This window comes from Paenarthrobacter sp. 10L420 (assembly GCF_056395385.1).
In genome coordinates this window covers 42,649-62,533 of record NZ_JBFTJK010000013.1, presented here as the reverse complement: position 1 = coordinate 62,533, position 19,885 = coordinate 42,649, and the positions used below count along the sequence as shown (strand labels likewise).

The 19,885-nt window shown below is 62.0% G+C and carries 20 protein-coding genes; 17 read left to right on the top strand and 3 right to left on the bottom strand.

Annotation, left to right across the window (positions count from 1 at the left end; translation table 11 throughout):
• Positions 1–72 precede the first annotated feature (72 nt).
• From AC1DD5_RS17650 to AC1DD5_RS17635, 4 genes are all read left to right on the top strand, one after another.
• Positions 73–2,937, top strand: coding sequence for an FtsK/SpoIIIE family DNA translocase (locus AC1DD5_RS17650; RefSeq protein WP_477522283.1), 2,865 nt, complete (start codon positions 73–75; stop codon positions 2,935–2,937).
• A 9-nt stretch (positions 2,938–2,946) separates the two neighbouring features.
• A complete protein-coding gene (pgsA, locus tag AC1DD5_RS17645) occupies positions 2,947–3,549 on the top strand; it encodes a CDP-diacylglycerol--glycerol-3-phosphate 3-phosphatidyltransferase (RefSeq protein WP_442005792.1) in 603 nt (200 codons plus the stop codon).
• On the top strand, positions 3,546–4,058 hold the full coding sequence (locus AC1DD5_RS17640) for a CinA family protein (RefSeq protein WP_477522282.1): 513 nt from the start codon (positions 3,546–3,548) through the stop codon (positions 4,056–4,058). Before pgsA ends, AC1DD5_RS17640 begins: the two co-directional genes overlap by 4 nt.
• Positions 4,059–4,196: 138 nt before the next feature.
• Positions 4,197–4,631, top strand: a complete 435-nt coding sequence (locus AC1DD5_RS17635; protein ID WP_216925260.1) for a helix-turn-helix domain-containing protein — start codon at positions 4,197–4,199, stop codon at positions 4,629–4,631.
• Between the two features lie 70 nt (positions 4,632–4,701).
• Here AC1DD5_RS17635 and AC1DD5_RS17630 read toward each other — a convergent pair whose 3' ends face one another.
• Positions 4,702–5,259 (bottom strand): MarR family winged helix-turn-helix transcriptional regulator, encoded by a 558-nt coding sequence (locus AC1DD5_RS17630; RefSeq protein WP_442005794.1) that lies wholly within the window; start codon positions 5,257–5,259, stop codon positions 4,702–4,704.
• A 32-nt stretch (positions 5,260–5,291) separates the two neighbouring features.
• On the opposite strand from AC1DD5_RS17630, the gene AC1DD5_RS17625 reads away from it, so the two are divergent.
• From AC1DD5_RS17625 to dapF, 6 genes are all read left to right on the top strand, one after another.
• A complete protein-coding gene (locus AC1DD5_RS17625; RefSeq protein WP_442005795.1) occupies positions 5,292–5,516 on the top strand; it encodes a DUF3046 domain-containing protein in 225 nt (74 codons plus the stop codon).
• 270 nt (positions 5,517–5,786) lie between these two features.
• A complete protein-coding gene (gene recA, locus AC1DD5_RS17620; protein WP_223936581.1) occupies positions 5,787–6,827 on the top strand; it encodes a recombinase RecA in 1,041 nt (346 codons plus the stop codon).
• Positions 6,817–7,359, top strand: a complete 543-nt coding sequence (locus AC1DD5_RS17615; RefSeq protein ID WP_477522281.1) for a regulatory protein RecX — start codon at positions 6,817–6,819, stop codon at positions 7,357–7,359. Before recA ends, AC1DD5_RS17615 begins: the two co-directional genes overlap by 11 nt.
• Positions 7,359–8,957, top strand: a complete 1,599-nt coding sequence (gene miaB / locus AC1DD5_RS17610) for a tRNA (N6-isopentenyl adenosine(37)-C2)-methylthiotransferase MiaB (protein WP_477522280.1) — start codon at positions 7,359–7,361, stop codon at positions 8,955–8,957. The genes AC1DD5_RS17615 and miaB overlap by 1 nt, the downstream gene beginning before the upstream one ends.
• Positions 8,958–8,977: 20 nt before the next feature.
• On the top strand, positions 8,978–9,883 hold the full coding sequence (miaA, locus tag AC1DD5_RS17605) for a tRNA (adenosine(37)-N6)-dimethylallyltransferase MiaA (protein ID WP_477522279.1): 906 nt from the start codon (positions 8,978–8,980) through the stop codon (positions 9,881–9,883).
• Between the two features lie 61 nt (positions 9,884–9,944).
• On the top strand, positions 9,945–10,913 hold the full coding sequence (gene dapF, locus AC1DD5_RS17600; RefSeq protein WP_477522278.1) for a diaminopimelate epimerase: 969 nt from the start codon (positions 9,945–9,947) through the stop codon (positions 10,911–10,913).
• Here the strand turns inward: dapF and AC1DD5_RS17595 are convergent.
• Positions 10,894–11,508 (bottom strand): class I SAM-dependent methyltransferase, encoded by a 615-nt coding sequence (locus AC1DD5_RS17595; protein ID WP_442017060.1) that lies wholly within the window; start codon positions 11,506–11,508, stop codon positions 10,894–10,896. The two genes, dapF and AC1DD5_RS17595, sit on opposite strands and share 20 nt — an antisense overlap.
• Positions 11,509–12,005: 497 nt before the next feature.
• Between AC1DD5_RS17595 and hflX the strand changes: the two genes are divergently transcribed.
• Together hflX and AC1DD5_RS17585 are read left to right on the top strand one after the other, a co-directional pair.
• Positions 12,006–13,568: a GTPase HflX gene (gene hflX, locus AC1DD5_RS17590; RefSeq protein WP_442005801.1), complete on the top strand. Its 1,563-nt coding sequence runs from the start codon at positions 12,006–12,008 to the stop codon at positions 13,566–13,568.
• The gene (locus AC1DD5_RS17585; protein WP_477522277.1) at positions 13,561–15,618 is read left to right on the top strand and encodes an ATP-dependent DNA helicase; all 2,058 of its coding nucleotides are present in this window, start codon (positions 13,561–13,563) and stop codon (positions 15,616–15,618) included. Before hflX ends, AC1DD5_RS17585 begins: the two co-directional genes overlap by 8 nt.
• Positions 15,619–15,628: 10 nt before the next feature.
• On the opposite strand, the gene lexA is transcribed toward AC1DD5_RS17585, so the two are convergent.
• Positions 15,629–16,372, bottom strand: a complete 744-nt coding sequence (gene lexA, locus AC1DD5_RS17580) for a transcriptional repressor LexA (RefSeq protein WP_224093932.1) — start codon at positions 16,370–16,372, stop codon at positions 15,629–15,631.
• A 355-nt stretch (positions 16,373–16,727) separates the two neighbouring features.
• On the opposite strand from lexA, the gene AC1DD5_RS17575 reads away from it, so the two are divergent.
• From AC1DD5_RS17575 to AC1DD5_RS17555, 5 genes are all read left to right on the top strand, one after another.
• Positions 16,728–17,087: a LysM peptidoglycan-binding domain-containing protein gene (locus tag AC1DD5_RS17575; protein ID WP_442005803.1), complete on the top strand. Its 360-nt coding sequence runs from the start codon at positions 16,728–16,730 to the stop codon at positions 17,085–17,087.
• Positions 17,088–17,164: 77 nt separating this feature from the next.
• Positions 17,165–18,283 carry a histidinol-phosphate transaminase gene (locus tag AC1DD5_RS17570; protein ID WP_442017062.1) on the top strand — a complete coding sequence of 373 codons (1,119 nt, stop codon included), beginning with the start codon at positions 17,165–17,167 and terminating at the stop codon, positions 18,281–18,283.
• A gap of 46 nt (positions 18,284–18,329) precedes the next feature.
• Positions 18,330–18,956, top strand: a complete 627-nt coding sequence (gene hisB, locus AC1DD5_RS17565; RefSeq protein ID WP_223936592.1) for an imidazoleglycerol-phosphate dehydratase HisB — start codon at positions 18,330–18,332, stop codon at positions 18,954–18,956.
• Complete coding sequence (hisH, locus tag AC1DD5_RS17560) at positions 18,953–19,714, top strand: imidazole glycerol phosphate synthase subunit HisH (RefSeq protein WP_442005805.1); 762 nt, start codon at positions 18,953–18,955, stop codon at positions 19,712–19,714. The genes hisB and hisH overlap by 4 nt, the downstream gene beginning before the upstream one ends.
• Positions 19,715–19,873 carry a hypothetical protein gene (locus AC1DD5_RS17555; RefSeq protein WP_216925244.1) on the top strand — a complete coding sequence of 53 codons (159 nt, stop codon included), beginning with the start codon at positions 19,715–19,717 and terminating at the stop codon, positions 19,871–19,873.
• Positions 19,874–19,885: the final 12 nt, after the last annotated feature.

Here is a 19,885-nt window from a genome sequence, read left to right as displayed (position 1 = left end):
CCACCGGCAACATGCATCCCAGGGGGTCTGAAATCCGCGGATTTCGGGCCCCCTTGGGGTAGCGTGGCAAGCATGGCGACCCGTACTTCCTCCACGCCACGAGGCAGCTCCAGTAGTAAATCCGGCGGCACAGGCCGGGGCGCAGCTGCATCCAAAAGCACCGCAGCCACGCCCAGGAACGGTCGGGGCAGCAGTGCCCGCACCAAGCAGCCGGCCGCCGTCGAGCCCCATGCGCCGCTGCCCGTGCGCATGCTGGCGGGCGTCTGGCAGGGCATTGGGCACGTAGTTGGCGCAGGAGTCCGCCGGATCGGATACGACGTCAGCGATCTCGATCCCGCCGATCGCCGCGACGGTGCAGCCCTGTTCAATCTCGTGCTGGGAATCGGCATTGCCACCTTCGCTTGGTGGGGCCTGACCGGATGGCTGCCTGACGCCGTCTACAGCGTGGTCAATGGCACTTTCGGCTGGATGTCGCTTGTTTTGCCTTTCATGCTTTTCATCTGTGCTTTCCGCCTCTTCCGCAAACCGCAGGATGGCCGCGGCAACAACCGCGTTGGCATCGGCTTCATGATCATGACTTTCGCCGGTTCCGGCTTGGCCCACATCATCGGCGGCCAGCCCACCGTGGCCGATGGCTTCGATGGGCTGCGCAGGGCGGGCGGAATGCTGGGCTTCCTTGCAGCGTCGCCACTTGCTGCAATTCATGCCGCCGTCCCGGTGATCGTCTACAGCCTGTTGGCCTTCGTGTCAGTGCTGATCGTTACGGCCACGCCGTTCGGGGCGATCCCCTCCAGGATCCGCTCCGCCTACGAGCACCTCATGGGCGTGGACCTCATGGATGCCGAGTCCGGCAAGGATGCCCATGATCGCAGCTACCTCTATGAAAACGGGGCGGTTGCAAAGCCCAAGAAGAAGAAGCGGATGCGCTTCTTCGGCAAGGATGAGGATACCGACGCCGGTTTGGAAGGCTACGTCGGTGACGAAGCTTTTGAGCATGCAATAGTCGACGACGACGAAACTCCCCAAGCATCTGCCCCGCGCGTTCCGCCGGGCGTACGCCGCCCCACCCAAGCCGAGATAGCAGTGGGTAAGATCAAGGCTGCCCAGGGCTTGGGTGCTGCTCCAGGCATCGATAACCCCACCGAGGCCATTCCCGTCCTCACACCGGAAATGACGGCACCCACAGTTGCGCAGGTTCCGGCCCGGCCAGCAACGCCCCCTCCGCCGCCCACGCCAATTCCGCAGCGCACAGAGCAACTGTCACTGGCTGGAGACGTCACGTACACCCTGCCTGCCTCGGACTTCCTGACACCAGGCTCCATTCCGAAGGAGCGCACCGAAGCGAATGACGCCGTCGTGGCCGCCTTGACGGACACGCTGACGCAGTTCAACGTCGATGCCGCAGTGACTGGCTTCAGCCGAGGCCCAACGGTGACACGCTACGAAATCGAACTGTCTCCCGGCACCAAGGTGGAGCGCGTAACGGCGCTGTCCAAGAACATCTCCTACGCGGTGGCATCCAGCGATGTGCGCATCCTGAGCCCCATTCCCGGCAAGTCCGCAATCGGCATCGAGATTCCCAACACGGACCGCGAAACGGTATCCCTGGGTGATGTGCTGCGGAGCCAGAATGCACGCCGCACCGACCACCCGATGGTCATGGGCGTCGGCAAGGACGTCGAGGGCGGTTATGTCGTGGCCAACCTGGCCAAGATGCCCCACCTCCTGGTGGCCGGTGCTACAGGTGCTGGTAAATCAAGCTTCGTGAACTCCATGATCACCTCGATCCTGATGCGCGCTACGCCTGATGAAGTCCGCATGGTCATGGTGGACCCCAAGCGCGTGGAACTGACTGCGTATGAAGGCGTTCCACACCTGATTACGCCTATCATCACCAATCCCAAGAAGGCGGCCGAAGCCCTGCAGTGGGTGGTTCGGGAGATGGACGCCCGTTATGACGATCTCGCCAACTACGGGTACAAGCACATCGACGACTTCAACAAGGCAGTCAGGGCAGGCAAGGTCACACCGCCCGTTGACTCCAAGCGAGTCATCAAGCCCTACCCGTACTTGTTGGTCATTGTGGACGAGCTCGCGGACCTCATGATGGTGGCGCCACGCGACGTCGAAGACTCGATTGTCCGCATCACCCAGCTGGCACGTGCCGCCGGCATCCACCTGGTGTTGGCTACGCAGCGGCCATCCGTGGACGTCGTCACGGGCCTCATCAAAGCCAACGTGCCCTCCCGCATGGCGTTCGCCACCTCCTCCGTCACGGACTCCCGCGTGGTGCTGGACCAGCCTGGCGCCGAAAAACTTATTGGCCAGGGCGACGCGCTCTTCCTGCCGATGGGCGCTTCCAAGGCCATGCGTGTGCAGGGTGCCTGGGTGACGGAATCCGAAATCCACAAGGTTGTTGAACATGTCAAGGGCCAGCTGCAGGCCGTGTACCGGGACGACGTCGCTGCTGAGGCACCCAAGAAACAGATCGACGACGACATCGGAGACGACCTCGAGGTGCTGCTGCAGGCCACCGAATTGGTGGTCACCACGCAGTTCGGTTCCACCTCCATGTTGCAGCGCAAGCTTCGTGTCGGCTTCGCCAAGGCCGGACGCCTCATGGACCTCCTGGAGTCCCGCGGCGTCGTGGGTCCCTCCGAAGGCTCCAAAGCCCGGGATGTCCTGGTTAAGCCGGATGACCTCGCTGCCGTGCTTGCTGCCATGAAGGGACAGGAATCGCCGGCTGCGCCTGACGCCCACACTGCGGCACTGAGCGATAACGCAAACTCCAATATCGCCGTCGGCGGCTATGCCGAGGACCTGGTGGCAGCGGACCTCGACAACCGGACCCAAGCTGTTGAATATTTCGACGGCGCCGACGTCCCCGATGATGAGGACGAGGGCGGCGAGGACGCCTGGTCGCTCACCGGACGGTAGCCTAGAGGGGTGACTACAGCCGAGGGTGACAACGCCACTTCCAGCAGCTCCGACGTCTGGAACCTTCCCAATATCCTCACGATGCTCCGTATCGTCCTGGTTCCATTTTTCGTCTGGTTCCTGGTGGCGGATGACAACCACCAAGGTATTTGGCGGTGGGCTGCTGTTGTGGCCTTCGCCGTAGCGATCTACACGGACAAGCTCGACGGCGATATCGCCCGTGCCCGTGGCCTCATCACCAACTTCGGCAAGATCGCGGACCCCATTGCCGACAAACTGCTGATCGGCTCAGCGCTGGTGCTCTTGTCCATCCTCGGGGAACTGCCCTGGTGGGTGACTATCCTCATCCTGGTCCGCGAGTGGGGCATCACGGCACTGAGGTTCTTTGTGATCCGATACGGCGTCATGCCGGCTTCCCGCGGCGGAAAGCTCAAGACCGTCATCCAGACAGTGGCCATCTTCCTGTACATCCTGCCGCTTGAGGCCATCGCGCCGTGGCTCGTCATTGTCGCCTTCTGGGTCATGATGGCCGCCCTTGCCATCACGCTGTGGACCGGAGCGGAGTACGTAGTCCAGGCGCTCCGGCTTCGGGCTGCGGGCCGCCGCGCATGAGCAACCCCGTGGACGCCGCCAAAGCCTCGGAACTAGCGACGGCGGCAGTTGCCTTGGCATTGGGAAAGAGCCTTACCGTTGCCACCGCCGAGTCGCTGACAGCAGGAATGGTGGCGGCCAGCCTGGCCAACACACCCGGTGCGTCCGGAATGTTGCAGGGCGGCGTGATTGCTTATCAGAACTCCGTGAAGGCCTCAATCCTCGGTGTTTCGACGGAGCTGATTTCTGCCGTTGGTTCAGTGGATGGCGGTGTAGCGGCGGCCATGGCCGAAGGTGCCAGGCGCGCCTGTACGGCCGACGTCGGAATATCCACTACCGGCGTGGCTGGTCCGGAGCCCCATGACGGCAAAGCCGTGGGAACCGTCTTCGTCGGCGTCGCCACGAGTACTGGAACTGGTTCGTTTGAATTCAGCTTTTCGGGGGACAGGCAAAGTATCAGGGAAAAGGCCTGCGAAGCTGCGCTGGCGCATCTGATTGATGCACTGGGAGGGGTTGGTTACCGTTCGTAAAGTAGCCGGGAACAAAAACTCATTGCCAATAGTTGTGTCATTGTGTCGCTTCGGAACAGCCGGGGCGCCTAGGATGTAGAAAACCACACCGGTCCGCCAGCCAGCGAACCGGATGAACGAGGGAGCAAGGCGATACAGATGGTAAAGCAGCCCGTATCCGTAAACGGCGTTGTCCGCTGGAAGGATGTGGGCTTGGCTAAGCAGGCACAGAGCGAACAGAAGGAGCGCAAGATGGTTGTACTACGCCACGAAATCGGTGATGTATTGCGCGATGTCCGCCAGCGTCAGGGCCGAACCCTCCGCGAGGTCTCGCACAGCGCCCGCGTCTCACTCGGATACCTGAGTGAGGTTGAACGCGGCCAAAAGGAGGCTTCTTCCGAGCTCCTGTCCTCTATCTGCACCGCCCTGGACGTTCCGTTGTCCAGCATGCTCCGCGAAGTCAGCGACCGCGTGGCCGTTGCGGAGGGCGTAGCTGTTCCGGACACCGTTCCGCAGGAATTCTCCCAGCGCTACGGTCGCGACCTTGACCTTACCGACGACTTCCCGCAAGGGATGCTCTCCGGAGCCCGGTAACGGTCAGACCAGGAATTGTCACGAAAGGTCCCCAGCCTCTGGCTGAGGACCTTTCGCATTGGTGCTGCTGTCAGTCCTGCGTGGGATTGGCAGTCTCCCCGGACTCGGTGTCCTTCAGGGTGGTGTCCTTGATGATGCTTTCGCCATAGACGGCGTTGAGCCGGCCCATGTAGTCGGCCAAGGTTTGGACGTCTTCCAGCGGCCACTCACCGAGTCGCTCACGGAACACCTGGCGGCGCGCGTCCTGGACTTGATGCATCTTCTCCTCGCCTTTTTCCGTCAGGCGGATGGACTGAGCCCGTCCGTCCTGCGGATCTGCCTCCTTGTAGACCAGGCCAATACTTTCCAGAAATGCGATCTGGCGGCTCACTGAAGGCTTGCCCACTCCGATGCACGAGGCAAGGTCCGTCAGGCGGATGGGGCCTTCGCGGCGAATGATCGTCAGCAGGCCGTACGCGGCAGGCTCCATGTCGGGGTGGACCTGGCGGGACAACTGATGCGAGATGGAACGGGCACGGCGCCAGAGCAGGCTCAGCTGGTGTTCCACCTGCTGAAGGGCGTCGTCTATGGTGTCACCTGGCACGGCCTCGGGGGGCGTGCTCTGGAGAGGATTGCTCATGGCAACCATTCTAGAGTCCGGCGTCGTGAGAGACTCTATCCGTGAGGGCAAGTGACTTCTGGCGTTTAATGGACGATGAATTTGGGGCAGGCTATTCCCGCGTCCTGGCCAATTCCCTGGTGCTGGCCGGCGTGGGAGGGCGGACCGCCGTGGAGGCACTGGCTGCCGGCTACCAGCCCCGGGACGTCTGGCTGGCAATGTGCGAAGTCCAGGATGTCCCGCCGGAGCGCAGGCTCGGCCGGGATATCAAGCCTGCGGCCAACTGAAGTCCAGCCACCTTTGCCGAGGGACTTCCAGGCTCCATGGTGGTGACACGCCCGCATGCATTGTTCGAATATCTGTTCGGATGGGGATATGCTCCTGTGAGAGGAAAATTGTTCCTGAAGGACGCATTCCACAGGCAATCGGAGGGCGTGGTTATCCACATAGCCCACGTCGGCTTCAAAAAATGTCAGGGAGCCGTAATAGCGTCTGACATGACAGGAAAGCGGCCATTCAGGCCACTCCACAGCGAGAAAGCATCAGAGGTGTGAACCATGGCGGCAACCCCGGATCGTGAGAAGGCGCTCGAAGCAGCGCTTGCCCAGATCGACAAGCAGTTCGGCAAAGGCTCCATCATGCGCTTGGGTGATGACACCCGCGCACCGATCGAAGTTATTCCAACCGGATCCATTGCACTGGACGTCGCCCTTGGCATTGGTGGCTTGCCCCGAGGCCGCGTCGTGGAGATCTACGGCCCGGAATCCTCTGGTAAGACCACAGTGGCCCTGCACGCTGTAGCCAATGCGCAACGTAACGGTGGCATAGCGGCCTTCATCGACGCCGAGCACGCCCTGGATCCTGACTACGCAGCCAAGCTGGGCGTGGACACGGATGCCTTGCTCGTGTCGCAGCCGGACACAGGTGAGCAGGCCTTGGAAATCATGGACATGCTGGTGGGCTCCGGTTCCCTGGACGTCATCGTCATTGACTCCGTGGCTGCTTTGGTTCCGCGTGCTGAAATCGAGGGCGAGATGGGCGATTCCCACGTCGGCCTCCAGGCTCGGCTCATGAGCCAGGCCCTGCGAAAGATTACCGGCCGCTTGAGCCAGACCAAGACCACCGCAATCTTCATCAACCAGTTGCGTGAGAAGATCGGCGTCTTCTTTGGATCGCCCGAAACCACCACCGGTGGTAAGGCCCTGAAATTCTACGCCTCAGTCCGCATCGATGTCCGCCGCATTCAGACGCTGAAGGAAGGTGCCGACTCCGTCGGTAACCGGACCAAGGCCAAGATCGTCAAGAACAAGATGGCCCCGCCCTTCAAGATTGCTGAATTCGACATCATTTACGGCCAGGGCATCTCCCGCGAGGGAGGAATCATTGACATGGGCGTCGAGCACGGCATCATCAAGAAGTCCGGCTCGTGGTTCACGTACGACGGCGATCAGCTGGGCCAGGGTATGGAGAATTCACGGCGCTTCCTGCGTGATAACCCGGAGCTGGCCCAGGAACTTGAGCGCCTCATCAAGGAAAAGCTTGGCGTGGGTGTCAAGCCGGAGGCAGATTCCCCGAAGCTGAAGGCCGTTGACGGCTAGGAGCGGGCCGGACCCGGAGTCCTCCGTATCCGGCGATCCTGAGCCTGATCCCGAATCCGTGGCCCGCGCCATCGTCCTGCGGCAATTGACGATGGCGCCACGGAGTCGGCTGCAGCTGTCCCGCAAGCTGGCAGAACGTAATGTTCCCCAAGAGGTTGCAGAGGCCGTGCTGGACCGCTTCGAGGAAGTTCAGCTCATTGATGATGCTGAGTTTGCCAGAATGTGGGTGCGCAGCCGTTCCCAAAGCAGGAAGCTGGCCAAGGGTGCCATTCGTCGTGAGCTGATGGAGAAGGGTATCGATCTCGATGATGCCGAGGAAGCACTCTCACAGCTCAGCGATGAAGATGAGGAAATCGCCGCCCGCGAGCTTGTGGAGCGCAAACTGAGGCCCGGCATGGATCTCTCGGATCGCGCAGAACGTGACAAGTACACCCGCAGGCTGGCGTCCATGCTGGCACGGAAGGGCTATGCGCCTTCAACGGCCTTCCGGATCGTCGGCGAGGTACTTGCCCAAGCCGGTACCCTTGAGTAGTGAGTTTGACCATTCCTTCCCCCTCAGCAGAATCCACGCCTTCGGCCCTAGCATTGGCAACCAGTGCTGATGCCCAAGTGACGGATGCCTCTGCCCCGTTTGAGCCTGACCCGTTTGAACCGAGGACGTATCAGGTCCGGACTTTCGGCTGCCAGATGAACGTCCACGATTCCGAACGTATGGCTGGGCTCCTTGAGGACGCAGGCTACGTGCCCGCGGAGGGTGAGGTCGCGGACATCGTGGTGTTCAACACATGCGCCGTCCGGGAAAATGCCGACAACAAGCTCTATGGGAACCTTGGCCAGCTTCGGCAGGTCAAGGAAGCCAACCCTGGCATGCAGATCGCCGTTGGTGGCTGCCTCGCCCAAAAGGATCGGGAAACCATCGTCAAGAAGGCTCCTTGGGTTGACGCTGTGTTCGGCACCCACAACGTAGGAGCACTTCCGGCATTGCTGAAGCGGGCGAGGCACAACAACGAGGCCCAACTCGAAATCCTGGAATCGCTGGACGTCTTCCCCTCCACCCTTCCCACCAAGCGCGACTCCGTCTATTCCGGCTGGGTTTCGATTTCAGTAGGTTGCAACAACACGTGCACGTTCTGCATCGTGCCCTCCCTTCGTGGCAAGGAGAAGGACCGCCGTCCGGGAGAAATCCTGGCGGAAATTCAGGCCTTGGTGGACGACGGTGCCGTGGAAGTCACGTTGCTGGGCCAGAACGTGAATTCCTACGGCGTTGAGTTCGGTGACCGGTTGGCCTTCTCAAAGCTTCTCCGTGCCTGTGGAGACATCGAGGGCCTTGAGCGCGTACGTTTCACCAGCCCGCACCCTGCCGCATTTACGGACGACGTCATCGATGCGATGGCCGAGACACCCAACGTGATGCCCCAGTTGCACATGCCCCTTCAATCGGGCTCGGACAAGGTCCTCAAGGATATGCGGCGCTCGTACCGCTCCAGCAAGTTCCTTGGCATCCTGGACAAGGTGCGTGAGCGGATCCCCAACGCGGCCATCACTACGGACATCATTGTTGGCTTCCCCGGAGAAACCGAGGAGGATTTCCAAGCGACGCTTGACGTCGTCGAGAAATCGCGGTTTGCCTCGGCCTACACCTTCCAGTACTCCAAACGGCCTGGTACGCCTGCTGCCGAGCTCCCGGAGCAACTTCCCAAAGCAGTGGTCCAGGAGCGTTTTGAACGTCTGACCGCCCTGCAGGACCGTATTGCCGCGGAGGAGAACGCCAAGCAGCTGGGTCGCCGTGTGGAAGTGCTGGTGACAGCGCAGTCCGGCCGCAAAGCAGAGGAAACGCACCGGTTGTCTGGCCGTTCCAAGGATCAGCGACTCGTTCATTTCTCAGTACCTGACGGTGCGCAAACCCCTCGCCCCGGGGACTTTGTCACCGTGACCATTACCGAAGCAGCGGCATTCCACCTGGTTGCCGATCCTGCAAGCCTGGACGATTACATGTTGCGCCGGTCGAGGGCGGGTGACGCCTGGGATCGCTCGCAGGCAGATTCCTGCGGTGTTCCCAGTGCTGGTGCGGCCTCGGGCAAGAAGGGTGTGTCCTTGGGCATGCCGTCGCTGCCTGTTCGCGGCGCCTGACGTCGATTATTCGAGATCGAATGGCCCTCTCCCATGCCGCGCCGCCGGTGATTGCCGTCGTCGGGCCAACCGGGTCCGGTAAATCGGACCTGGCCGTCGAGCTGGCCCTTGCACTCAATGGCGAGGTCATCAACGCTGACGCCCTGCAGTTCTATCGCGGCATGGACATCGGTACGGCCAAGATCACTGTGGACGAACGCAAGGGCGTGCCACATCATCTGCTGGACACAAAGGACGTCACGGAGGAAGCCAGCGTGGCGGACTTCCAAGCGGAATGCCGCGCCGTCATCAATGACATCCACGCCCGGGGCAAGCGGGCCATCATGGTGGGCGGCTCTGGCCTCTACGTGCGGGCCGCCCTGGATGTACTGGAGTTCCCCGGCACGGACCCCGACTTGCGAAAACGGCTTGAGGACGAATGGGAAACCTTCGGTCTGGCGCCGTTGCGGGCCCGGCTTGAAAAGGTGGATCCCGTCTCGGCAGGCCGTCTGGGGGATGCCCGGCGGGTGATCAGGGCCCTGGAGGTTTACGGAATGACAGGACGCCCGTTCAGCTCGTTCATGCCACAACGCCAGTACTTCCAGCCGGCCCTGCAGATTGGCCTGTCTGTGGACCGCGAGGTCCTGCGGGAGCGGCTGGCGATCCGCGTACACCGGATGGTGGATGCGGGGTTGCTGCAGGAAGTGGAACGGCTTGATGCGGCTGGCCTGCGACGCGGCAAGACAGCCTCGCGTGCACTGGGATATGCACAGTTCCTCAGGGTGCTCGACGCCGAAGTCAGCGTCCCGGAGGCAGCTGAAGAAACCATTGTGGCCACGAGGCAGTTCGCCCGGCGACAATTGACGTGGTTTCGGGCCGATCCGCGGATCGCGTGGCTCGATTGGCAGGATTCGGAGCTCGTGTCCAAAGCAGTCGCGCTGGCCTAGCCGGGCTGGCGCTCACAACAGCAATTTCTGGCCGAACCTGCCCGGCGGGTAGCCTAGTCCCATGGATCAAACCGCCGCAGTTCCCGCCCAGCAGTCCGCCGCTGCCGGCGCCCCCGTGCCCACTGCCAGCCTTTCCGGCTTGGCGTTTTCCAAGGGCCATGGAACGGGCAATGATTTCGTCCTGATTGCTGATCCCGGTGATGTCCACGAGATCTCTCCCGAGCAAGTAGCACAGCTGTGCGACAGGCATCGGGGGATAGGTGGCGACGGTCTTATCCGTGCTGTTCCTTCGCGGTATCTGCCCGAAGGCCGCGTCCTGCTCGAGCAGGACGCCTCTGCGGAATGGTTCATGGACTACCGTAACGGCGATGGCTCGTTGTCGGAGATGTGCGGCAACGGCGTCCGCGTCTTCGTGCATTTCCTGATTGCCGAAGGCCTGGTAGAGCTTGGTCCGGGTCAGTCCTTGACCATCGGAACACGTGGCGGGATTAAGAAGATTGTGCGCACGGCCGACGGCTATGCCGTGGATATGGGCCCGTGGGAATTCATTTTCCCTGCAGAGGCACAAAGCAAAGCCATGGATGCCTTGGTCAGCGCAGACGGCCTGGAAGTGGCCAGGCCCGGCCTCTCCGTCAGCATGGGCAACCCGCACACTGTGGTTGCGCTTGCCGAGCTCAGCGAACTCTCCGCTACGAAATTATTCACCGCGCCGGCCGTGGATCCCAAGCCTGCCAACGGCACCAATGTCGAGTTTGTAGTACCCGCAGAGCCGCTGGTTCACGACGGCGTGGGAACCATCACCATGCGCGTGCACGAGCGTGGAGTGGGCGAAACCCAATCGTGTGGCACCGGGGCTTGTGCCGCCGCCGTCGCGATCCGTCATTGGGCTGGCAGCAGCGCCCCCAACTCTTGGCACGTCAACGTTCCCGGTGGCGTGGTGGACGTGAAGTTCTTCCCGGGTGAGGATGGCCGGGAACACGTTGAGCTCAGCGGCCCCGCAGTCATTGTGGCTAGTGGGACGCTTTCCTGACGCGAAGGATCCTGAAGGACTTGGAGGTGCTCTCGCGGGAAACCGTGAAGGACTTGTCCAGTTCGTTGGCCAGCCAGCGTTGGAGGGAGTCCGAGCCCAGGTTTTTCTGAACCACCATCCACGCGTTGCCGCCAGGTGCCAGCCGGGGCAGCCACGTTAGTAGCAGCGAGTGTAGTTCGTCCTTGCCGATGCGGATAGGCGGGTTGGACCAGATCGTGTCGAATTCGACGCCGGGGTCTACCTCATCCGGGAGGCTGGCCTTCACGTTGTTCAAGCCAAGGGCAGCCGCGTTCTCGTTGGTCAACGCGATGCAGCGCTCGTTGACATCCACGGCGTAGACCTGTGCCAGGGGCGCCATGAGCCCCATCGTGAGGGCGACAGGACCCCAACCGCACCCAATATCCAGCAGGTTGCCCCGGGGCGAAGGCGGTGGAACCTCGGCCAAAAGTACCTTGGTGCCCTTGTCCACACCGTCGGGGCTGAAGATGCCAGACGACGTCTGCACATGACGGGTAGCTCCAGCCAGTTCCACAGTGAGGGGCTTGCGGGTGAACGGGCCGGCCGGTTGGGCGCTGAAATAGTGTGCAGACTCCATAATTTGCCAGATTAGTTGGCTATCGGCGGCTTGGGAAACTGCCCTCGGGCCGGGACAGTTTGACAGTGCTGCTAATGTGGAAGGCATGTTCTTGATCTTTGAGTAATCAGCCCGAGCCGACCCTTTCACGTCGGCAAGGCACCTGCCCGCGATGCAGGCCCGCTTGGCGTATCAGCCCAGCTCATGGCCATTCCGCCCGCAGGTTCCGTCCGGCAGACTCCGCAATCGCCCGTTGTTGGTTGATCGCGGTTGCTCAGCAGAACATGTCCCACCCCAGCTGTCGCGAAAGCAGTGGCCCTGCCATCTGCTGTTAGCTCTTGGTTTATGGGTTTGGCGATGAATTCTCCTGCAGGACAGGACCTCCCGCGGACCAACCCGCTCGATCCAAGCACCACAGGAGGCCCTATATGGCCGAAGCTCGTCAGCCCACCGCGAATACCGTCCCATTGGACGCAAAACAGCACTATTCTGGATATGCCGAACAGTCTAAGGAGACCATGACCACCCAGAAGCACTCCGGATCCGATTCCGACGCCCAGGACATGAGTCCTGAACAAATCCAGGCCGTCATTGACCGGATTCTTTCCAAGGATGTACCCGCACAGGCATCCGATGACAATGATGCCAAAGGTGTTTTCGGCAGGGCACAAGCGATCTCCACGCTTGACCACGAACACAGCATTTACGACGGCGACCAGGAAGACCTGGCGGACCGACGTGCGCTCCGCCGCACCGCGGGCCTTTCCACCGAACTCGAAGACGTCACAGAGGTTGAGTACCGGCAGCTGCGCCTGGAGCGCGTTGTCCTGGCTGGCCTGTGGACAGAAGGCACTTTGGCTGACGCCGAGAATTCGCTTCGCGAACTCGCAGCATTGGCAGAGACAGCAGGATCCGAGGTCCTTGACGGCCTGGTTCAGCGGCGCACAAAGCCGGACCCCGGCACGTTCCTCGGATCGGGCAAGGCGCAGGAACTCAAGGACATCGTGGCCGCCACTGGCGCCGATACCGTGGTGGTCGACACCGAACTTTCCCCCTCGCAGCGACGCGGACTCGAGGACATCGTCAAGGTCAAGGTGGTGGACAGGACCACGCTGATCCTGGATATCTTCGCGCAGCATGCCAAGAGTCGCGAAGGTAAGGCACAGGTTGAACTCGCACAACTCGAGTACCTGCTCCCCAGGCTCCGTGGTTGGGGTGACTCCATGTCCCGTCAGGCCGGTGGCCAAGTGGGTGGAGCCGGTGCCGGTATGGGTTCCCGTGGTCCAGGCGAAACAAAGATCGAGCTCGATCGCCGCAGGATCCGGACGCGCATGGCCAAGCTGCGTCGGGAGATCGCCGCGATGAAGCCGGCGCGCGAGACCAAGCGGGCCAACCGCCGTCGTAATGCCGTGCCTTCGGTGGCTATCGCCGGCTACACCAACGCTGGAAAGTCTTCGCTCCTGAACCGGCTGACCGATGCTGGGGTGCTGGTGGAAAATGCCCTGTTCGCCACCCTGGACCCGACCGTCAGGAAGGCACAGACCCCGGATGGCATCGGCTACACGCTGGCTGACACCGTTGGATTCGTCCGCTCGCTGCCTACGCAGCTGGTGGAAGCCTTCCGCTCCACGTTGGAGGAAGTTGCGGACGCAGACCTGATCCTGCACGTCGTGGACGCCTCCCACCCGGACCCGGAAGGACAAATCGCAGCTGTGCGTGCTGTCTTCACCGAGGTGGACGCCCGCAAGGTTCCGGAAATCATCGTCCTGAACAAGGTGGACGTTGCGGATCCTTTCGTGGTGGAACGCCTGAAGCAGAAGGAGCCGCGGCACGCCGTGGTTTCCACCCGCACGGGCCAGGGCATACCTGAACTCCTCGAAGAGATCAGCCGGTCGATTCCCCGGCCGGGAGTCCGCCTCGAGGTCCTCATCCCGTACGACCGTGGTGACATGGTCAACAAGCTGCACAACTCCGATTCGGAAATCCTGAGCCTCGAGCACGAGGAAAACGGGACCCGCGTGGTGGCCATGGTCCGTGAGGGATTGGCCGCCGAGCTGGAGTCATTCGTCAGCAATGGTTGAGAAGGTGGCGGCGGACGCCGTCGAGTCGGTGGGGGAGAAGTTCACCCTCGAGTTGTTGGACAAAGCAGTTGCTGGAATGGGCGGTCAAAGCCGTTCAGGCCAGCACGAAATGGCACGGCAAGTCACCAGGGCCATCGAGTCCGGTGAACATTTGCTGGTCCAGGCGGGAACGGGAACGGGTAAGTCCTTGGCTTACCTGATTCCGTTGATCGCCCATTCCATGGACAGCGACAAACCGACGCTGGTGTCCACCGCTACCTTGGCCCTGCAAACACAGATTGTGGGCAGGGACCTGCCCCGGCTATTGGAGACCATAAGCCCGGCCCTCGAGCGTCCTGTGAACGTGGCACTCGTCAAGGGCCGGGCGAACTATGTTTGCCTGCAAAAGCTGGAGGGCGGCTTCCCCAGCGAAGAGCCGTCCGAGGGCCAACTTTTTTCCCTGGGTGAGGACACCAGCGTGCCGCATTTCGCAGCGGCGGTTGGCGGCCCGTCGTCGCAATTGGGCAAGGAAGTGGTCCGGCTCCGCGAGTGGGCCGAAAAGACGGCCACGGGCGACCGCGATGAACTGATGCCGGGGGTGACGGATCGGGCCTGGAGGCAGGTCTCCGTGACGTCAATGGAGTGTTTGGGGGCACAGAAGTGCCCACTCGCTGAGGAATGCTTCAGCGAGCAGGCACGGGCCCGGGCGGCTGAGGCGGACGTCGTGGTCACCAACCATGCCATGCTTGCCGTCAGTGCCTTCGAAGGGCTTGCTGTACTGCCCGAGTACGACGTCGTTGTGGTTGATGAAGCTCATGAGCTGCAGGACAGGGTCACGGGGGCCGTCACGGGCCAGCTGTCCGTAGCAATGGTGCATGCTGCGGCTTCGAGCGCGCGTAAGCACACCGCCATTACCGTAGACGCCCTGAACGCGGCAGCCGACCGACTGGACATGGCCATTGCCGGAGTCCCCAACGGACTGCTGCCCAACGGGCTCAACGACGAACAACTGGACTGCCTGGACCAACTGCGTGATGCCACACGCGCTGCGTTGTCTGACTCGAAGACTGACTCTTCAAACGCGGTCGACGGCGGCCGGCAGCTTGCGCGCTCACGGCTCATGCTCATTCTGGAACTGTGCGAGCGGATGCTCGCAGCCAAGGAGAACCGTGAAGTGGTGTGGTTCTCCAGGAACAGCACCTTCGATCCCCAGCAGGGGTACTCCCCGCCGGATGAGACCGCGCCCGCACTGATCAACATCGCTCCGCTTAGCGTTGCCGGCCGGCTGCGGGAAGGCCTTTTCGCAGGGCACACAGTGGTGCTTACTTCTGCCACGCTCGCTATTGGATCCGCCTTTGAGCCTGCCGCCGGTGGCCTGGGGCTGATTGGAGAGGGTGCACCGAGCTGGACTGGGTTGGACGTCGGATCGCCTTTTGATTATCCGAAGCAGGGCGTCCTTTACGTGGCCAAGCACCTGCCCAAGCCCGGCAGGGGCACTTCTCCCGAGGCACTGGATGAGCTTGAAGACCTCATCCGTGCTTCCGGTGGGGGAGCCCTGTGCCTCTTCTCCTCACGTCGGGCGGCCGAGGAAGCCGCAGAGGCGATGCGTCCACGTCTGGATGTGGACATCCTCTGCCAAGGCGAATCCACTATGGCAGCGCTCGTGAAGCAGTTTGCCGACGAACCGGACACCTGCCTCTTTGGCACGATGTCCTTGTGGCAGGGCGTCGACGTCCCTGGCGGTTCATGCCGCCTTGTGGTGATTGACCGCATTCCGTTCCCGAGGCCGGACGACCCGCTGATGACCGCACGCTCGCGAGCTGTTGCGCAGTCCGGGGGCAACGGGTTCATGGCGGTGTCAGCTACGCACGCGGCAATTCGCCTGGCACAGGGGGCAGGACGCCTCATTCGCTCCACTGGCGACAAAGGCGTGGTCGCCGTGCTGGACTCACGGCTTTCCACGGAACGGTACGGCGCGTTCCTGCGCGCAGCTTTGCCACCCTTCTGGGCAACGACGGATCGCAATGTTGTGCGCGGCGTCCTGGAACGCTTGGGCGCAAAGACAACGTAGGCAAACGCCCCTAAAGGGAGCGCAGGACCGAGACGACCTTGCCCATAATGGTGGCCTGGTCTCCCAGTATCGGTTCGTACTGCGTGTTCTGGGGGAGCAGCCATGTGTGGCCGTCCCGCTGGCGGAAGGTTTTTACCGTGGCTTCGTCATCCAGGAGTGCTGCCACGATGTCACCGTTGATGGCGTCATTCTGGCGCCGGACAACTACCCAGTCACCGTCACAAATTGCGGCATCGATCATGGAGTCACCAGCGACCTTCAGCATGAACAGTTCGCCGTGGCCCACCAGTTGCCGGGGCAGGGGCAGGACGTCCTCAATAGTCTGGTCTGCGAGGATGGGGCCACCGGCCGCGATGCGTCCCACCAGGGGCACCATGGCAGTGTCGCTGGCACTGGCCAACTCCGTCACGGCGAGTCCACCTGCACTACGCAGTGTGGTAGCTGCTTCGACTCCGGGAATTGTCCCGCCGTCAAGGGTCAAAGGCATGAGGACTTCCATGGCGCGGGGGCGCTTGGGATCTCTGCGCAGGTAGCCCAGCTTCTCCAACTGGGAGAGCTGATGGGTGACGCTGGACAGGCTCGCCAGACCAACGGTGTCACCAATTTCGCGCATGCTGGGCGGATAGCCGTTGTCATTGACGGACCGCTGGATGGTTTCCAGGATTTTCTTCTGCCGGACAGTCAGGCTTTTGGGACTCTTTTGAGGCTGCTGGCTCCGCAGGGGTGCCCCGCCGCCGGTGGCTTTCGCTGCCATGTTCGCCAATGCCCTTCTGTTCCGCCCGGTCACGGTCTGAAGTGTGCCCGGGGATGTTGGATCCGAAAAAATGTCAGACCCTCCTGTTCCACTGAAACAGTGCCTGTTTCTTCACTCAAACCTAGGCCAGGCACAGGCGTTTATCAAACATTCGTTCTAGCGAGTCTCGACACCGTTCGTTGATAAGTGCTAAAAATGTCATAGCAAGGTTCGAATATGTGTTCTATAAAAGTTGAACCTGGCCCGGATGTTCGAAGAAAGTGTTCGAACATCCGGGGCGGATCCAACGAACACAAGGAATTGGCAGCCGGCAACGGGCATCCGATGCAGGCAATCGCTCAGAAGGGCTCAGCTCATGTCCGCAATCTCTACGTTCCACGAATTCCGCAACACCCCGGCGCCTACGCGTCTCCGGCTTACCCGGCGCGGCAGGATCGTGTTCTTCGGCATTCCCGCCATGCTGCTGCTTGCCGCGCTGCTGAGCCTTGCCGGCTTCATCAACTCTCCGGCCAAGGCTTCGGATTCCCAGTCCCAACTGCAGCCGCCGGTGGCCGTCACGGTTACTGTCCAGCCCGGGCAGTCACTGTGGGGCATCGCCGGTGCGGCCGCGCCGGAGAGGGACCCGCGTGATGTCATCGCAGAAATCATCCAGTTGAACGATCTCCGCGGAGGACGCATCCAACCCGGCCAGCAACTGTTCGTTCCCGCGAATTGAGTGGCCAGGGGGCTATGGGTCACCGTCCCTGGCGTCACAGTTACTCTGCAGTCGCACCGGCACCTTAAACTGTCTTGGTGAGTGACCAGCTTGAGCGACTTGACCGACTTCCCCTCCGGACCAACCTGCGTGGACTGAGCCCCTATGGCGCGCCGCAGCTTGATGTCCCCATTTTGCTCAACGTCAACGAGAACACTCATGGCGTGCCGGCCGATGTGCAAGCGGCCATTACCGAGGCCGTTGCGGCCGCGGCCACGGGTCTGAACCGATACCCTGACCGCGAGTTCACCGAACTTCGTGAATCCCTCGCCGATTACCTCGGTCACGGGCTTTCCGCGGACAACATCTGGGCGGCCAACGGCTCCAACGAGGTCCTGCAGCAGATTCTGCAGGCCTTCGGAGGTCCGGGGCGCAAGGCATTGGGCTTCCCTCCCACGTATTCCATGTACCCGTTGCTTGCCAGTGGCACGGACACTGAGTACGTCCGTGGAGTGCGAGCTGATGACTATGGCCTGGATGCGGCTTCCGCTGCTGCCCAGGTGAAGGAGACTGGCGCGAATATCGTGTTCCTGTGCTCTCCGAACAACCCCACGGGAACGGGACTGGGGCTGGACGTCGTCGAAGCCGTGTACGAAGCCGGCGATGCCAGCCAAGCTATCGTCATCGTGGATGAGGCCTACCACGAGTTCGCGCACGACAACACGCCCAGCGCGCTGACGCTGCTTCCCGGGCGGGAGCGTTTGATCGTCTCGCGCACCATGAGCAAGGCCTTTGCCCTGGCAGGTGCGCGCCTGGGCTACATGGCTGCCGCACCTGAGGTTACTGACGCCATCAGGCTCGTCCGGCTGCCGTACCACCTCTCAGCGGTCACGCAAGCCACGGCCCTGGCTGCCCTCAACCACCGCGAAGCGCTCATGGCCGACGTCGAGGACATCAAGGTCCAACGCGACCGCATTGTGACCGAGCTCCTCCGAATGGGACTCAAGCCTGCGGCCTCGGACTCAAACTACGTTTTCTTCGGTGGGCTTTCGAACCCGCACGCGATCTGGCAGGGCCTGCTGGATGCGGGCGTCCTGATCCGTGACGTCGGCATTCCAGGACACCTGCGGGTGACTGCGGGAACGGAAAAGGAAACAACGGCCTTCCTTGAGGCCTTGGAAGCCCTTCTGGACAGCCCTGCGTCCCAGCCCAACTAAACTTGTCAATAGACCCACCCCATTCTTCGTGTATAAGGACGTCCCAATGAGCGAAACCGGCGCCACGCCGTCCGCTGCCCGCACTGCGCGCATGGAGCGCACCACCAGCGAATCCTCCGTCCTGGTGGAGATCAACCTGGATGGCACCGGTGTCTCGGACATCAGCACCACGGTTCCCTTCTATGACCACATGCTGACGGCGTTGTGCAAGCACTCCCTGATCGACATGACCGTCAAGGCCACGGGTGACACCCACATCGATGCCCACCACACCGTGGAGGATGTGGCCATCACTTTTGGTGAGGTCTTGCGTACTGCCTTGGGTAACAAAGCCGGAATCCGCCGCTTTGGCGAAGCTACGGTTCCATTGGACGAAGCCTTGGCGCACGCTGTCGTGGATGTTTCGGGGCGCCCATATCTGGTGCACGGAGGAGAACCCGCGGGGCAGGAGTACCACCTCATCGGTGGCCACTTCACGGGTTCGCTGACCCGTCACGTCTTTGAAGCCATCACCTTGCACGCCGGTATCTGCCTGCACATGAACGTCCTTGCAGGCCGCGATCCGCACCACATCGTCGAGGCCCAGTTCAAAGCCTTCGCGCGGGCTCTTCGCTCGGCAGTGGAGTCGGATCCCCGTGTCGAGGGCATTCCATCCACCAAGGGGGCGCTATGAGCGGACAAATCCTGAAGGACGGTGCGGTTACTGATGCTTCGGCTAACCTCAAGCCGGAGTCCCCTGAAGGAAAGCCCACGGTTACCGTGCTGGACTACGGTTCGGGCAACGTCCGTTCAGCCGTTCGCGCCCTTGAGCGTGCGGGCGCCGAAGTGGTTCTCAGCTCCAAGCCTGAGGATGTGCTGAATGCCGACGGTCTGCTGGTCCCCGGCGTCGGCGCCTTTGAAACGGTAATGAAGGAACTCAAGGCCGTCGATGCCATCCGCATGATCGGCCGCCGCGTCGCAGGTGGGCGGCCCGTCCTGGCAATCTGCGTTGGGTTGCAGGTGCTCTTCGAAGCCGGAGTCGAGCACGGCACCGAGTCCGAGGGCATGGCCGAATGGCCGGGCAAGGTTGAACTCCTTCCCGCCCCTGTGGTTCCCCACATGGGTTGGAACACGGTGGACGTCCCTGAAGGATCAAAGCTTTTCGCGGGCGTTGAGCAGGAACGCTTCTACTTTGTGCACTCATACGGTGTGCAGGAGTGGAACTTCGACGTCGTCCAGCCTCGGATGGCCCCACCTCTGGTGACCTGGTCCGAGCACGGCGCACGCTTTATCGCCGCTGTCGAAAACGGCCCCCTGTGCGCAACCCAGTTCCACCCTGAGAAATCCGGAGACGCCGGGGCGCGCCTCCTGCGCAACTGGGTGGACGGCCTTCGCAAGCCTGGATCCACGGTGGCACAGGCTCCGGCAGCGGACGATCGTGGTGCAGCCTAGATGTGGTCGGTAGTGCTCATGGGCCTTGCCGGCGTGCTGGTGGGTGGAGGTATCTCTTTTCACCAGCAGAAGAAGCCACTGTGGGTTTCCGTTTCCTTCTATGTGCTCGCGGGGATGTCCCTGCTGGCCGCCTATCTCCTGACGCTGCCTGGCAACTGACGCCTCGCATCC